Source organism: Streptomyces sp. A012304 (genome assembly GCF_026008495.1).
Classification (GTDB): Bacteria; Actinomycetota; Actinomycetes; order Streptomycetales; family Streptomycetaceae; genus Streptomyces.
In genome coordinates this window covers 50,657-65,552 of record NZ_BQUN01000087.1, presented here as the reverse complement: position 1 = coordinate 65,552, position 14,896 = coordinate 50,657, and the positions used below count along the sequence as shown (strand labels likewise).

Sequence of the window (14,896 nt, the reverse complement as noted above, 5' to 3'; positions counted from 1 at the left end):
CGGTCACCGCAGTCCACCGACTGCAGGACGGCCGCCGAGAACCGCCTGGGCGTACCCCGCTGCGCGGGCGTCACGGTGTGGGGGCTGACCGACAAGTACGCACGGGTGGCGGGCACGTTCAGCGGGTACGGCGCGGCCCTGCCGTACAACAAGAGCTACGGCGCCCAGCCCGCCGGCCGGCGTGGCGGGCCCGCACACCGGCCGGCGGGCGCCCGGCTCGCAGAACCCGGGGTGCTTTCGCACGGGCGGCCGGTTCAGAATGACCTCATGGACGACCCCTACGGCATCCCCCGCCCCCGCGAGGTGCGGCCCGGCGAGTACCCGGTGTGGGACGAGGCGCTGGCCCTCGTCAACCGGGACCTGGCCGCGCTGCTGCCGGAGCGGGGCCCGCTGCGCCTGCTGGCCCTGCCACCCTGGGAGCAGGAGGAGTCGGCGCGGGAACACGTGTACGTCGCCCTGCCCGACGGCCGCTGGCACGGCTCCGACCTGTGGCACGGCTCCCAGACGGATCCGCCGGCCGCGCTCGGCGCAGTCGCCGAGGCCGCGCAGGACACGGTGATGGAGTGCCTGTGGCAGGTCTGGCCCGTCTGCGCGGAGCACGGCGTCGGCATGCACGTACGGGAGGAGGAGGACCGGCCGGTGTGGTGGTGCTCGGGCGGCCGCCGTCCGGGCGACCCGGCGCACACCCGGGCGGCCGTCGGCGCACTCGACGCACTGCACCGGCCGCGCCGGGCCCGCCGCGAACGCCGGTGACCCCCTCTTCCGGCGAGGGACGGGCGACCGACGGGTGATCCAGGCACGACGGATCACATCGGCACTCACTGTTTCCCCAAGTGCCCTTGTCCGTCACACTGGTTGGCCTCGAAGCTGAACAGCGTTCACGTTCCCACGGCTCCTCCCACCGGAGACACCCCCACCATGAGAAGACTGATCGGCACCCTCGCGGCCGCCGCGCTGGCCGTCACCGGCCTCGCCACCTCCGGCGCCACGCCCGCCGCGGCCGCCACCACCGGGTCCTTCAACGTCCTGACGTACAACATCGCGGGCCTCCCCCTCGGCCTCGGTGACAGCGACCCGGAGACCAACACCCCGTTGATCGGGCAGCGCCTCGGCCCGTACGACATCGTGAACGTGCAGGAGGACTTCAACTACCACGCCTCCCTGTACGCCAACGACACCCACCCGTACCGCACCGCGACCAGCGGCGGAGCGCTCTTCGGCGACGGTATGAACACGCTGTCCGACTTCACCTTCGAGGACTTCCAGCGGGTGAAGTGGAACAACTGCACGGGCACGAACTGCCTGACCCCCAAGGGGTTCTCCCTCGCCCGGGTGCGCCTCGCCGAGGGCGTGTTCGTCGACCTGTACAACGTCCACACCAACGCGGACTCCACGGACGACGCCCTGGCCGCCCGCCGGGCCAACATCGATCAGCTGTCGGACTTCATCCAGGCCCATTCGTCGGGCAACGCGGTGATCGTGATGGGTGACACCAACACGCGCTACACCCGCAGCGGCGACAACATCCGCACCCTGCTCGGTGAGAACGGCCTCACGGACGCGTGGGTGAAGCTGGTCAAGGGCGGTACGCCGCCGGCGCAGGGCAGCGACGCGCTGATGTGCGACGCCGCCGCGCCGACCGACGACTGCGAGGTCGTGGACAAGGTCCTCTACCGCGGCAGCGACCTCGTGTCCCTGAACGCCACCCGCTACCACAACGACTGGGCGAAGTTCCTGCGCTCCGACGGCAAGCACCTCTCCGACCACTTCCCGCACACGGTCGACTTCTCCTACACCCTGAACTCGTCACTGCGGGCGAGCGACTTCTTCGGCGGCCCGCACGGCACGGCGTTCAACGACGCGGACGACCTGCCGGCGTCCCCCTCCCCGCGCACCCTGACCCTGCGCGGCGCCTCCCGCCTGGACGCGGTGTCCCTCACCCACGACGGCGGCACGACCCTGACCCACGGCGGCACGGGCGGCACGGCGACGTCGCTGACGCTCGCGGCGGGCGAGCACCTCACCTCCGTCAAGCTGACGCAGGGCCAGAGGGACGGCCGTACCAGGATCTTCTCCGCGTCCTTCGGCACCGACAAGGGACGCACCCTCACCGCCGGTACGGCGACCTCGGACACGAAGACCTTCACGGCGCCTGCCGGCTGGCAGATCGTCGGCTTCACGGGACGCTCGGGGAGCGAGATCGACAAGCTGGGCGTGGTGTACGCGCCGATCGGCTGAGCCGGCTCCCGCCGACCGCGGCCGCACGGCCGCACTCGGACGGCGGGACCCGGGACGCGGTGGCGGCGGCGCACTTCGCCGACCGCCACCGCGGGCTCGTACCGGACCCGGGAGCCACGGCGGCGGCCCGCACGCGGGAACCTCGCCTAAGATCCTGACGGAACCATCGGTCGGATCACATCCGGCAGGTCCGCACCGCCCCCGTCCGTCACGTACCGCTTCATCAGCAAGGCGCGCCCATGCCCCGAGCCGGCATCACCTCCGACCGTCTGGTCGCAGCCGCCGCCGACCTCGCCGACGAGGTCGGGTTCGAGAACGTCACCGTCTCCGCGCTGGCCCGCCGCTTCGGCGTCAAGGACGCCAGCCTGTACTCGCACGTCAAGAACCTCCAGGACCTGCGCACGCGACTCGCGCTGCACGCCGGGGCCGAGATGATCGACGAGATCGCGGAGGCCGTCGCGGGACGGGCCGGCAAGGACGCGCTCGCCGCCTTCGCCGGAGCCTACCGGGCATACGCGCTACGGCATCCGGGGCGCTACGCGGCCACCCAGATCCCCGTCGACCAGACCCTGATCGCCGACACGCCCGCGCTGCGCCGTACCGCCGAGATCACCTACGGCATGCTGCGCGCCTACGGCCTGGACGAACCGGACCTCACCGACGCCGTCCGTCTGCTGCGCAGCACCTTCCACGGGTACTGCGCGCTGGAGGCCGGCGGCGGCTTCGGAGCTCCCCGGGACGTGCGGCGGTCGTGGGACAAGGCGGTCGACGCGCTGCACGTGGCGCTCACGCACTGGCCCCGCGAGGAGTAGCCGCGCCGGCCGAGGGACCGCCCCCGGCTCAGCCCGCGGCCCGCTCCTTCGCGCTGCGCTCCACGCAGAACTCGTTGCCCTCCGGGTCGGCGAGGACCGCCCAGCCGGTGCCGTCGGGGTTGCGGCGGTCCGCGACCAGGGTGGCGCCGAGGGCGATCAGACGCTCGACCTCCTCGTCACGGGTGCGGTCCTGAGGCTGGAGGTCGATGTGGACGCGGTTCTTGACGGCCTTCTTCTCCGGGACCGTGACGAAGAGCAGCCCCGCCCCCTCGATCAGCGCCTCCTCGTCGCCCGGCTCGTCGTCCTGGTGGATCGGCTGGCCGAGGACCTCGGACCAGAAACTCGCCAGGGCGTGGGCGTCGGAACTGTCGATCGTCGTGTGCCGGATCTTGGAAGTCATGCGGCGGATTCTTCTGCACGGCCCGTACGCCCGGCAACGGAGATAACCCGGCCAGGCCCACCGCAGGGCCGGCGCGGAGGCGGGCGCGCGGTCACGCGTCTTCCTCGGCGCGGGATGCCGCGCGCGGTGTCCTGACCCGTACGGCGTCCCGCGCGTCGACCGCCGCGCCCGCCAGCCGCACCGTCACCTCGGGCCCTGACCGCCACCGGACGTGGATCTCGTGCGCCCCGTCCGAGCCCTCGGCGTCCGGCTCCGCCTCCACCCGCACGCAGACGAGGTCCGCCAGCGGCACCGGCCGCGGTTCGGCGGTGAGTCGGGCCAGCGCGACGAAGAGGGTGGCGCCGTCAGCGACGGTCCCCGTGAGGGAATCGGCCGGCCCGGCGGTCACCGAGAGGAAGTCGGCCGGCCCGGAGACGGGCAGGATCTCCGCCCGTACGCCCTCCCGTGCCGCCCAGCCGGTCACGGCCACCGGCGTCCCGGGCTCCGCCCCCGTCACCAGGTGGGCCCGCACCTCCGCCGCCCCGTGCGCGAGCACCACACTGGTCACCCGCGCTCCCCCGCCCGCCGTGTGCCGCGAGGCCACCCAGCCGTCCCCGACCCCCAGCGGTTCGATACCGGTACGGCTGGGGTCACCCCCGACGGCCACGCTGTTGTCGTACGCCGGTGAGGGAGCCGTCACCGTCGAGTACGCGAGCCGCGTGTAGTACGGGTCGTAGCGGACGTCCTCGCTGCCGTGGTTGTGCAGGCGGACCAGGCCGTCCGAACGGGTGCTCTGCACAAGCCAGTTGGGTGGTGCGACGGGGGTCACCGCGTCCGCCCGCTCGGTCGGGCCCGGCTCCTCCCTCGCCGTCCACACCTCGTGGTCCGCGGGGAGCAGGAGCCCGAGGAAGCCCTTGCTCGCCCAGTAGGGGGAGGCAGGCCCCGAATAGCCTTGCAGCACGGCGGGGTCGGGGCCGTGCCAGCCGAGGGTCAGCAGTCCGCGTTCGTCGACGGCGCCCCGCTCCAGGAAGTACTTCAGGGCGCCGGAGGCCAGGCGGCGGGTCTCCCCCGGCGACAGCGGGGTGTGGCCGGTCAGGGCGCCCAGCCACAGGGGGACGGTGGTGGCGAAGCGGTAGGTGAGGGAGCGGCCCTGGTGCATCGGCGCGCCGTCGCCGCCGAACAGACGGGCGTAGTCCGCGAGATGACGCGAGAGCCGGCCTCCGTACAGGTCCAGCAGGCGTCGGTCGTCGGCGAGCCAGGCGTGCAGGACCGGGTAGAGGTGCATCGCCCAGCCGTTGTAGTAGTCGAAGGCGCGGCCCTCGCCGTCCGTGTACCAGCCGTCGCCGACATACCACTGCTCGATGCGCTCCAGGCCGCGGTCGATCGCCTTGCGTGCGCTCTCCGGTCGCCAGTCGATCGCATACAGAAAACCGCCGACCGTCACCGGGAACAGCTCCCAGTTGCACGGCCACGGTTCGGCGGTGAGCGCGTCCCCGAGCCAGGCGGCGGCCCGCTGCCGCACCCGGTCGTCCAGGCGGTCCCAGAGCAGGGGCCGCGTCAGCCGCAGGGCCAGCGCGATCGAGGCCGCCTCGACCAGCGGCTGGCTCCGGTCCTCGACGCGGGGCCAGACGCCGTCGACTCCGGCGGCGAGTCCTTCCGCGTAGCGTTCCAGGGCCGTCTCGTCGCGGCGGAAGGCGGCGAGGAGCAGGGTGCGGGCGTAGCCCTCCAGACCGTCGGAGAGACGGCCGGACCAGCTCTCACGGTCGCCGGGGAGGTGGTAGAGGGCGCGGTCCTCGGTGGCGTACGGCTCCACCGCGGCGAGCAGGGCGTCGGCGGCCGCCTCCCAGTGGGCGCGGGTGAAGCCGGTGCGGGGGCCGAGGGCGGGGTCGGGCGGGGGCAGGTGCATCGGTGCTCTTTCGGTCGGGGGCCACAACCTGGGGGCGGTCCGGTTCCCGTCGGGCCGCCCCAGGGACTCATCCCACCCGCACCGCGCCCTTCGGCACCAGACTCAGGGCGAGGAGTTCGTCACGGACGAGCTGCGCGTACACCGTGGCACCGTGCACGGAGGTGTGCGTGTTGTCCCGTTTCTCGTTGTAGAGGTACAGCGCCTTGGAGCCCTCCACGCCCAGGGACTCCACCAGCGCCTTGGTCTTCGCGGTGAGGTCGATCAGCGGGACGTCCAGCGCGGCGGCCACCGAGCGGATCACCGCCGGGTGGTCGACGCCGAGGCCGTTGACCAGCAGGGCGGTGCCGTTGTTCAGGGTGCCGTCGGCGTTGAACCAGCGGCGCACGATCGGGGTGACGAGCACCGGCTCGCCGCCCTTCTCCCGGACACCCGCGACCAGCGTCTCCAGGTTCGCCCGGTAGGTCGCCTCGTCGGTGGTCTTGTCGTTGTGGGCGAGCTGGATCAGCACCAGGTCGCCCCGGCGGATCTGCGGCTGGACGGTGGCCCACAGCTGCGGGTTGCCCAGGTAGGTGACCGTACTCTCCCCGGAGTCGGCGTAGTTGGCGACGGAGACGCCCTTGCGCAGGTACCGCGGCAGCTGCTGGCCCCAGCCGGCGTAGGGGTCGCCGGGCTGGTCGCAGACGGTGGAGTCACCGACCAGGAAGATCTGGCGGGCGTGCCGTGCGGGCGTGACGCGGATGTCGGCGAGCGCGGGGGCCGCGCCGGAGAGGACCAGGTCCAGGCCGGGGGTGCCGGCCGCGCCGGTCGGCTCGCCCTCGGGGGTGCGGACGTTCACCGTGAAGCTGCGGGCGACCCGCTCGCCGGCCGGGACGGCGGTCTCGGGCAGCAGGGAGCGCCGGGTCTCGCCGCCGATCGCGGTGCTCGACGCCGCCTCGCCGCCGAGCAGCACCTTCACGTCGTACGTGCCGGGCGGCACGTCGAAGTGGCAGGCGGTGGCCGAGCAGTGGTCGATGCCGAGCGCCGGGCGGCCGGTGTGGGCCTGGGCGGCGGGCACGGCCGTCAGCGCGGTGGTCAGGGTCAGCGCCGCCAGCACGGCTGGGGTGAAACGTCTCACGTGCGGCTCCTCCGTCACGGCAACAGGACCTGGCGGTGGACCGTACCGCCTTTGGCAAGCGCTTTCTAGTCTCTGAGCCTATTTCACAGGATCATCAACTTCCCGAGGGTGAAAGCCCTTTCGCGAAATCGATTCAACTGTCACTCTGCCAACCACACCCGCACCCCCACACCTCCGAAGGAGGCACCCCCATGTCCGGATCCGACAGCCCCAGGCCGGTCCGACGCCGTACCTTCGTGCTCGGCACCGTCGGCGTCACGGCCGCCGCCGGCTCGGCCGCCCTCGCCGGTCCCCTCGCCACCCCCGCGTCCGCCGCGGCCTTCGGCTGGAGCGACGACGGCTCGAACTACGTCGTCGACACCGGCGCCAACCTCGTCTTCAAGGTCAGCAAGTCCAACGGCGACCTGACCTCACTGGTCTACCGGGGCGTCGAGTACCAGGGCTACGGCGGCATGAACTCGCACATCGAGTCCGGCCTCGGCACCTCCACGGTCACCCTCAGGCAGTCCGGCTCGACGATCCTGATCTCCGTCGCCTACGGCACCCTCAGGCACTACTACGCGGCCCGCAGCGGCGAGAACAACATCTACCTGTGGACCAACAAGGCCGACACGTCGGTCTCCGCCACCCGCTACATCCTGCGCGTGAATGAAGGGCCTGTTCCTCAACGACGAGCCCGACTCCTACACCTACGCGCCCACCACCATCGAGGCCTCGGACGTGTTCGCGAAGTCCGACGGCCAGACCCGCTCCAAGCACTACTCGAAGCTGCGCGTCATGGACTACGACTACGTCGGCTGGTCGGCCGGCGGCGTCGGGCTGTGGATCGTGCGCAGCAACCACGAGAAGGCCTCCGGCGGCCCCTTCTACCGCTCCCTCCTGCGCCACCAGAGCGCGGACGGCGGCGGCCTGTACGAGATCCTGTACTACGGCCAGAACCAGACCGAGGAGCAGCGTTTCGGCCTCCAGGGTCCGTACGTCATCGCCCTCACCGACGGCGGCGCCCCCTCGTCGTCACTGTTCCCGGGCACCCTGACCACCCCCTGGGCGGACTCGCTCGGCATCGCGGGGTACGTCGGCGCGAGCGGGCGGGGCCGGGTCGCCGGCGTGGGCATCACCGGGCGGAACACGGCGTACCCGTACACGGTGGGGCTCGCCAACTCGGCGGCACAGTACTGGGGGTCGGCGCGGGCCTCGGACGGCTACTACTCGATCGGCGGGGTGCTGCCGGGGACGTACACGCTGACCGTCTACAAGAGCGAGCTGGCCGTATACAGCACACAGGTCACCGTGTCCGCGGGATCGACGACCACGCTCAACTCGATCGCCGTCCCGTCCTCGAACGACCCGGGCAACGCGAGCGCGATCTGGCGGATCAACGACTGGACCGGCACGCCGAGCGGCTTCAAGAACGCCGACCTGATGACGTACGCGCATCCGTCGGACGTCCGGGCCGCCGCCTGGACCGGCAACGTGGTCATCGGCAGCGGCAGCGAGACCTCCGCCTTCCCCTGCTATCTCTGGAAGGACGTCAACAGCGGTCTGCTGGTCTACTTCAAGCTGACCGCGGCCCAGGCCGCCGCCGCGCACACCCTGCGCATCGGCGTGACGACGGCCTACGCCAACGGCCGGCCGCAGGTCGTCGTCAACGACACCTGGACCTCGGTCATCCCCTCCCCGCCCACCCAGCCGAACACGCGGTCGCTGACCAACGGGTCCTACCGGGGCAACAACCACACGTTCACCTACAGCGTCCCGGCGAGCGCCTGGAAGACGGACACCAGCCAGTACAACGTGCTGAAGATCAACGTGGTGAGCGGGTCGGGGTCGACCGGGTTCCTCAGCGCGGGGACCGCGATCGACGCGATCGATCTGCTGCCCTGAGGAACCGAACGGCCATCAGGTACCGCGCGTCCACTGCTGGTTGGTACCGCCGTTGCACGTGTACGTGATGACGGCGGCGCCGTTGGCGGTGGACGCGCCGTTCACGTCGAGGCACTCACCGCTCGCCCGCGACTTGACGTTGACGTAGCTGCCGGTGGTGGTGAGCGACCACTGCTGGGTGGTGGCCGAGGCGTTGCAGTTCTCCTGGCTGACCGTGCTCGCGTTCTCCTGCACGCAGAGGGAGCTGTTCCTCACCACCAACTGGTAGTAACCGCTTCCGACGGACTTGAACCAGTACTTCTGGTTGTTGCCGCCGTTGCAGTCGTACTGCTTGATCTGGGCGCCCTGCCACAGCGACTGGCTCGTCACGTCCGCGCACTTGCCGCTGTGCCGGGCGATCAGCGTGTTGTACGTGGCGCTCGTGCCGGTGACCGTGCCGGCGGCGGTGTCGATCGTGACCTCCGGCGACCAGGACATCGACATCGTGGTCGAGGTCGGGAAGGTCAACGGCAGCCACACGTACCGCGAGTCGTTGACGGTCCCGCCGAAGGAGTTCCCCCACCGGTCGCCCATGTACAGGTACGAGGTGCCCGAAGTGCCCTGCACGGGCAGGACGTACGCCGTCTGCGAGCCGTACGTCGTCGAGTCGCCGATGTTCGTCATCGCGGTCCACGGGCCGGCGATGCTGGTCGCCGTCGCGTACTGCTGCTGGTTGGGGTTCCAGCCCGTCGCGCCCGAGGTCAGCATGAAGTAGACGCCGCCCCTCTTGAACAGGGCCGGGGCCTCGCGGTGGCCGCCGTGCCACGGGTCGGCGACCAGGCTCGCGACGCCGGTGTAGTCGGCGGTGAGCCGGTAGATGTGCAGGTCGTAGTTCTCGCGCGCGGCGGAGATCATGTATCCGGCGCCGTCGGTGTCGACGAAGACGGTGATGTCGCGGGACATGTGCTGGCCGAGCGGGCGGAAGCTGCCCCGCCAGGTGTAGTTGCCGTCCACGGTGTCGGAGACGGCCACGGCGGCGCGGGCCTCGCTGTAGTCGGTGCCGTTCTCCTTGTGCATCCACATCACGAACTTGCCGGTGGCGGCGTTGTACATGACCTTCGGCCGCTCGATGTTGGCGGTGGCCAGCTCGGGGTCGCTCGCCTGGGTCAGGACGTGGTTGCGGAACTCCCAGTTCTTCAGGTCGGTGGAACGGTAGGCGTCCACGTACCGGAAGGTGTTGTCGGCGTTGCGGTGCTCACCGAACCAGTAGTAGTAGTTCCCGACCTTCAGGACCCCGCCGCCGTGCGCGTGCACGGGGTTGCCCGACGTGTCGGTGAACTGGATGCCGTTGGGGATCGTCTGGGGCGCGGCCTGGGCCGGGCCGGCGGTGGCGAGGGCGCCGGCCAGCGCCAGGCAGAGGGCGAGCAGGATCGCGTACGCGCGTCTCATCTCACGCACTTCCCTTCATGGTGTCGGCGACGGGGACGCCGAAGTCGGGGGTGCCGTCCGGATTCCAGCGAAGGCGCTGGACACGGGTGTGGCGGTTGGGGTCGTTCAGCGGGTCGCCGACGATCTCCTTGTACTGGCGGGCGTGGTAGACGAGGACGTCGGTGCGCCCGTCCTCCGCGACGGTGAAGCTGTTGTGGCCCGGGCCGTACTGCTGGGTGGTGTCGTTGCTGGTGAAGACCGGGGTCGGGGACTTGGACCAGTTCGTCGGGTTCATGAGGTCCGCGTCCGCGTCGACCGTCAGCAGGCCCATGCAGTAGTTCGCGTCGGTGGCGCTCGCCGAGTACGACATGAACAGGCGGCCGTTGCGATGGATCACCGAGGGGCCCTCGTTGACCTTGAAGCCGACGCACTCCCAGTCGAACTCCGGGGTGCTCAGCCTGACCTGGGGACCCGTCAGGGTCAGCGGGTCGGCCATCTTCGACAGCCAGATCGCGGTGTTGTTGCCCATGCCGGGCTCGTGCTGCGCCCAGGAGAGGTAGCGGGTGCCCCGGTGGGTGAAGGTGGTGGCGTCGAGGGAGAAGGTCTCCCAGGCGGTCTTCAGCTGCCCGCGCTCGACCCAGGTGCCCTGGAACGGGTTGCGGTGGCTGTTCTCCAGGACCCAGATCCGGATCGCCCAGATGTCCTCGGCGGGCGCGGAGGCGAAGTAGATGTACCACTTGCCGTCGATGTGGTGGATCTCCGGCGCCCAGATGTGCGCGCCCATGACACCGGTCGCGTGCTTGCGCCAGATGACGGACTCGGCGGCCGTCCCGATCCCGCGCAGGGTGCGGGACCTGCGCAGGATGATCCGGTCGTACTCCGGCGCGGTGGCCGTGAAGTAGTAGAAGCCGTCGGTGTGGCGGTGGATGTGCGGGTCGGCACGGTTGCGGACGAGCGGGTTGACGTAGGGGGCGGCCGGCCGGGGGCCCGCCGCGTGGGCGGCGGTGGCGGGCACCGCGGTGAGGGCGCCCGCGGCCAGGGCGCCCTTCAGCAGCAGCCTGCGGCCGGGGGACTCGGACGGGGCGTCTTCGCGGCTCATGCGGTCTGCCTTTCTGCAGGCTCCGCGCGTGCTCGGCGCGGACTCTGCGCGTGGGGGAGCACAGAAAAGAACAGAAACGTTCGGAATTTCGCACAAGATCTTTCATCCCGATCGCCGAAAAGGTAAGGGCGTGTTACCAACTGGTCAACGGGTCGCGCGAGATGACCTCGGGGTAACAAAATCCAAACCCGCCGCTCAGGAAATTTCTGTTATCGACCGGGCTCGCCGCCCGTCTCCGATCACGTGCGCAGCCATACCCACAAGACAGCGGTGGCCGCCGGAGCGCTGGCGGTCACCGCCCTCCTGCTCGGTGCCCCGCCCTCGTTCGCGGCCGGCCCCCGCGACGTGACCGCCGACGTGCTGGCGGACCGGGACGTCACCCTCGACGGCGACACGGTGGTGACCGTGCCGCCCGGGACCACCACGTACGACGGGGTGTTCAGCGGCGTCGGCACCCTCACCGTGCGCGGCGGCGGAACCCTCGTGCTCACCAAGGACAGCGACTTCACGCTGCCGAAGTCCCGGCAGCGGCAGACCGTGCGGACACTCGGCGGCAACCACCCGTATGTGACCGTGACCCGCCCCGACCCACCCGCGATCACCGTCGAGCGCGGCGCGACCCTCCAGTACGGCGACGGCGGGACGACCGGGCTGATCGGCCACTTCCCCTACGACACCCCGGCGTTCCGGCTGAACCAGGACAACATCCGGGTCGACGGCACCCTGCGGCTGTCCCTGAAGAGCGCCTACAACCTGGGCACCGTCAGCGGCTCCGGGCTGATCACCCAGCCGAGGTTCCTGTGGGGCACCTGGGACCTGTCGGGCACGCACACCTTCTCCGGGGTCATCGACAACGGCACGCAGATGAACGCCGGACGGCCGGAGTACGCGACGTCCCTGCCGAACGTTCGCAAGATCCTCAACCAGGGCACCTTCACCGTGGACACACCGCTGGGCAGGACCGTGACCATGGGCATGGACTTCTACCAGCGCGAGTACGGCAGCGACATCAACGTCCAGTCCCGGCCCGGTGGCAAGGTGATCCTGACCGGGCAGTACAGCTGGTCCGACCAGGGCGGCGACACCGACCCCTCGCTCAGCGACCCGGCCCTGAACTGGACGCCCGCGCGCAAGAACGTCAACAAGCGGGGCACCAACATCAAGGGCGCCGACGTCCACTGGGGCGACGGCACCACGAACAAGATCTTCATGCCGGGCACCGCCGAAACCGTATACATCAACCTGCTCGCGGCCCGCTCCCGCTCCACGCTCACCTTCGACTACAACGGCCCGGTGACGCTCGGCGCCCCCATCGGCGGCGGCCGTTTCCACGACACCCTGTCCGCGCCCGGCGCCGGCGACATCGTCATCGCCGGCACCAAGGGCAACGACGTCACCTTCGCGGCCGCCCAGTACTACGACGGGTCGACGACCGTGGAGAAGGGCGCGGTGCTGCGGCTGGGGTCGGGCACCACGGGCGGCGACGGCTCCCTGCTCATGGGGACGGACCGGCGGCGGATCGTGAACGACGGGACGCTGATCGTCCGCAACACCAGGAAGGCGGTCTCCCTGTCCCGGCTCGGCGGCAGCGGCTCCCTCGAGCAGGCCGGGGCCGCCACGACGACGCTCACCGGCAAGGCGGTGACGTACACCGGGGCGACGACGGTCCGCAAGGGCACGCTGGCACTGCGGGACGGCGCCACACTGGTCAACAGCCGGTCGGTGCAGCTCACCTCGGCGGCGGCGCGGCTGGACACCGGAGGCTCGGCGCTGCGCGTGACCAGCACGCTGGCCGGCAAGGGGACCGTGCGCGGCGGTGTCAGCAACGAGGGCGTGGTCGCGGGCGGGCTGACCGTGACCGGCGACTACGCACAGACCGGGCAGGGCGAACTGGTCCTGCGCGAGGCGCCGTTGAAGGTGGCCGGCAAGGTGCGGCTGGCCGGGAGCCTCGACCTCTCCGCGGCCGGCACCGACCCCGCCCCGGAGATCACCGTGCTCGACCACACCGGGCGCACCCCCGTCGTCGGCACCTTCGAGGGGCTGAAGGAGGGCGCCGAGGTGAAACTCGCCGACACCGTTTACCGGATCAGTTACCGGGGCGGCGACGGCAATGACGTCGTCCTCACCGCCGACTCCGCGAGTCCGTCGGCACAGGTGCGCGCGCAGGGCTCCTCGGGCGGTGTGGCGGCGGACACCCGCAGCGCGAACGCGTCGGACGGCGGCGGCTTCGGCTGGTGGCCCTACGTCCTGGCCGTCGGCATGCTCGTCGGCCTCATGATGCCGGTGACCAGACGCCGACGCCGGGGCCGCCGAAGCGGCGGGAGACATGCGGCGTGATGGCGGCCCGAAGGGGGCGGAGACGCACGACATGACTCCACTCCCAGGGCGGAGACGCACGGCGTGACCCCACCCCGGGGTGGAGGTGTCCGGGCAGCGGGGGCCGCGGGCCGATCGCGAACAGGGTGTCTCACATCGCGGGCGATCTGTTCGCCCAGCGGACGTTCAGCGCCGTCCGTCGCGGGTTCGACTAGCGTCGGGCCATGACCAGCGACACCCCTTCCCCGCAGTCCCCCACCCTCGCCGAGGCGCTCGCCTCGGGGGCCGTCGTCCTCGACGGCGGCATGTCCAACCAGCTGGAGTCCGCCGGGCACGACCTGAGCGACGAGCTGTGGTCGGCGCGGCTGCTCGCCGAGCGGCCCGAGGCCGTCACCGAGGCACACCTCGCCTACTTCGAGGCGGGCGCGAACGTCGCGATCACCTCCAGCTACCAGGCCACCTTCGAGGGCTTCGCCAAGCGCGGCATCGGCCGCGAGGAGGCGGCCCGGCTGCTCGCGCTGAGCGTGGAACTCGCCCGGGAGGCGGCCCGGCAGGCCCGGGACAAGGACGTCGCGCACCCGCTGTGGGTGGCGGCGTCGGTCGGCCCGTACGGGGCGATGCTCGCCGACGGCTCCGAGTACCGGGGCCGCTACGGCCTCTCGGTGGCGGAGCTGGAACGTTTCCACCGGCCCCGGCTGGAGGTGCTGGCCGCCGCCGGGCCCGACGTGCTGGCACTGGAGACCGTGCCCGACGCCGACGAGGCCGAGGCGCTGCTGCGGGCGGTGCGCGGGCTCGGGGTGCCGGCCTGGCTGTCGTACAGCGTCGCGGGCGGACGGACCCGCGCCGGGCAGCCGTCGGAGGAGGCGTTCGCCCTCGCCGCCGACGCGGACGAGGTGATCGCCGTCGGGGTGAACTGCTGTGCCCCGCAGGACGTTGCGGACGCGGTGGCGACCGCGGCGCGGGTGACGGGCAAGCCGGTCGTGGTCTACCCGAACAGCGGCGAGGCCTGGGACGCCGAGGCCCGCGCCTGGGTCGGCCGCTCCACCTTCGCTCCCGAACAGGTCCTCGGCTGGCGGGAGTCGGGCGCCCGGCTGATCGGCGGCTGCTGCCGGGTGGGCCCGGAGGCCATCGCCTCGATCGCGCGGACCCTGACGCCGGCGTGACACGCGGCCCGCGCGGCCGGTGCTCCGGCCGGGGCCACGGCCCTCTCTTCGAGGGAAACCTCGGACGCGGGCCCACCGTGCGGGCCTCCGCTGCTAGCCTCCGCTCATGGAAACCGGTTGCCGCCGGGTTTCCGAGGGGAGGGTGGGGATGACCAGGAAGAGCGGGGACGCCGCACGCAGCACCATCCGGGACGTGGCCGCCCGCGCCGGCGTGTCCGCGGCGACCGTGTCACGGGTGCTGGGCGGGGTGTATCCGGTCAGTGCGGAGACCCGGAACCGGGTGCTGCGGGCGGTGCGCGACCTGGACTACGTGGCCGACGCCCGGGCGAAGGCCGTCGCGGGGGCCGGGACGCCGACGCTGGCGTTCGTGCTGGAGGACATCACGGGGCCGTCGTTCGCCCACATGGCGCACGGCGTGGAGCGCGAGGCGACGCGGCTCGGGCATCTGTGTCTGGTGTGCAGCACGGAGGGCGACGTCCGGCACGAGCTGGAGTTCGTGGAGATGATGCGCGCCCAGCGGGCCGCCGCCGTGATCCTGGTCGGCGGCGCCGCCGACACTCCGGAGTACCGCGAGCGCA

The 14,896-nt window shown here is 71.6% G+C and carries 11 protein-coding genes and 2 pseudogenes; 8 read left to right on the top strand and 5 right to left on the bottom strand.

Annotated features, from left to right (window positions below; translation table 11 throughout):
- Positions 1–12: 12 nt before the first annotated feature.
- From ALMP_RS18440 to ALMP_RS18425, 4 genes and pseudogenes are all read left to right on the top strand, one after another.
- Positions 13–162 (top strand): annotated as a pseudogene (locus ALMP_RS18440) (endo-1,4-beta-xylanase); the annotation flags it as partial.
- Positions 163–267: 105 nt separating this feature from the next.
- Positions 268–753 carry a hypothetical protein gene (locus tag ALMP_RS18435; RefSeq protein WP_264929571.1) on the top strand — a complete coding sequence of 162 codons (486 nt, stop codon included), beginning with the start codon at positions 268–270 and terminating at the stop codon, positions 751–753.
- A gap of 165 nt (positions 754–918) precedes the next feature.
- Entirely contained in the window at positions 919–2,238 is a 1,320-nt protein-coding gene (locus tag ALMP_RS18430; RefSeq protein ID WP_264929570.1) for a jacalin-like lectin, read from the top strand.
- A 239-nt stretch (positions 2,239–2,477) separates the two neighbouring features.
- The gene (locus ALMP_RS18425; RefSeq protein WP_264929569.1) at positions 2,478–3,050 is read left to right on the top strand and encodes a TetR-like C-terminal domain-containing protein; all 573 of its coding nucleotides are present in this window, start codon (positions 2,478–2,480) and stop codon (positions 3,048–3,050) included.
- Positions 3,051–3,078: 28 nt separating this feature from the next.
- On the opposite strand, the gene ALMP_RS18420 is transcribed toward ALMP_RS18425, so the two are convergent.
- The 3 genes from ALMP_RS18420 to ALMP_RS18410 form a co-directional block, all read right to left on the bottom strand.
- Positions 3,079–3,450, bottom strand: coding sequence for a VOC family protein (locus ALMP_RS18420; RefSeq protein WP_264929568.1), 372 nt, complete (start codon positions 3,448–3,450; stop codon positions 3,079–3,081).
- Positions 3,451–3,541: 91 nt separating this feature from the next.
- Entirely contained in the window at positions 3,542–5,335 is a 1,794-nt protein-coding gene (locus tag ALMP_RS18415) for a DUF2264 domain-containing protein (protein ID WP_264929567.1), read from the bottom strand.
- 67 nt (positions 5,336–5,402) lie between these two features.
- The gene (locus ALMP_RS18410; protein WP_264929566.1) at positions 5,403–6,449 is read right to left on the bottom strand and encodes a rhamnogalacturonan acetylesterase; all 1,047 of its coding nucleotides are present in this window, start codon (positions 6,447–6,449) and stop codon (positions 5,403–5,405) included.
- Positions 6,450–6,640: 191 nt separating this feature from the next.
- Between ALMP_RS18410 and ALMP_RS18405 the strand changes: the two are divergent.
- Positions 6,641–8,333 (top strand): annotated as a pseudogene (locus tag ALMP_RS18405) (rhamnogalacturonan lyase B N-terminal domain-containing protein).
- A 15-nt stretch (positions 8,334–8,348) separates the two neighbouring features.
- Here ALMP_RS18405 and ALMP_RS18400 read toward each other — a convergent pair.
- Positions 8,349–9,761, bottom strand: a complete 1,413-nt coding sequence (locus ALMP_RS18400; RefSeq protein ID WP_264929564.1) for an RICIN domain-containing protein — start codon at positions 9,759–9,761, stop codon at positions 8,349–8,351.
- Between the two features lies 1 nt (position 9,762).
- Positions 9,763–10,839 carry a glycoside hydrolase family 43 protein gene (locus ALMP_RS18395; RefSeq protein ID WP_264929562.1) on the bottom strand — a complete coding sequence of 359 codons (1,077 nt, stop codon included), beginning with the start codon at positions 10,837–10,839 and terminating at the stop codon, positions 9,763–9,765.
- 243 nt (positions 10,840–11,082) lie between these two features.
- On the opposite strand from ALMP_RS18395, the gene ALMP_RS18390 reads away from it, so the two are divergent.
- The 3 genes from ALMP_RS18390 to ALMP_RS18380 form a co-directional block, all read left to right on the top strand.
- Positions 11,083–13,176, top strand: coding sequence for an autotransporter-associated beta strand repeat-containing protein (locus ALMP_RS18390; RefSeq protein WP_264929560.1), 2,094 nt, complete (start codon positions 11,083–11,085; stop codon positions 13,174–13,176).
- Positions 13,177–13,379: 203 nt separating this feature from the next.
- Complete coding sequence (gene mmuM / locus ALMP_RS18385) at positions 13,380–14,318, top strand: homocysteine S-methyltransferase (protein ID WP_264929558.1); 939 nt, start codon at positions 13,380–13,382, stop codon at positions 14,316–14,318.
- Positions 14,319–14,466: 148 nt separating this feature from the next.
- Positions 14,467–14,896: LacI family DNA-binding transcriptional regulator (locus ALMP_RS18380; protein ID WP_264929556.1), on the top strand; the 430-nt coding region annotated here is incomplete at its 3' end.

What these genes read in the sequence shown, in the direction of transcription:
- ALMP_RS18435 (WP_264929571.1), top strand. Translation starts at nt 268, where the DNA reads ATGGACGACCCCTACGGCATCCCCCGCCCCCGCGAGGTGCGGCCCGGC.
- ALMP_RS18430 (WP_264929570.1), top strand. Translation starts at nt 919, where the DNA reads ATGAGAAGACTGATCGGCACCCTCGCGGCCGCCGCGCTGGCCGTCACC.
- ALMP_RS18425 (WP_264929569.1), top strand. Translation starts at nt 2,478, where the DNA reads ATGCCCCGAGCCGGCATCACCTCCGACCGTCTGGTCGCAGCCGCCGCC.
- ALMP_RS18420 (WP_264929568.1), bottom strand. Translation starts at nt 3,450, where the DNA reads ATGACTTCCAAGATCCGGCACACGACGATCGACAGTTCCGACGCCCAC.
- ALMP_RS18415 (WP_264929567.1), bottom strand. Translation starts at nt 5,335, where the DNA reads ATGCACCTGCCCCCGCCCGACCCCGCCCTCGGCCCCCGCACCGGCTTC.
- ALMP_RS18400 (WP_264929564.1), bottom strand. Translation starts at nt 9,761, where the DNA reads ATGAGACGCGCGTACGCGATCCTGCTCGCCCTCTGCCTGGCGCTGGCC.
- ALMP_RS18395 (WP_264929562.1), bottom strand. Translation starts at nt 10,839, where the DNA reads ATGAGCCGCGAAGACGCCCCGTCCGAGTCCCCCGGCCGCAGGCTGCTG.
- mmuM (WP_264929558.1), top strand. Translation starts at nt 13,380, where the DNA reads ATGACCAGCGACACCCCTTCCCCGCAGTCCCCCACCCTCGCCGAGGCG.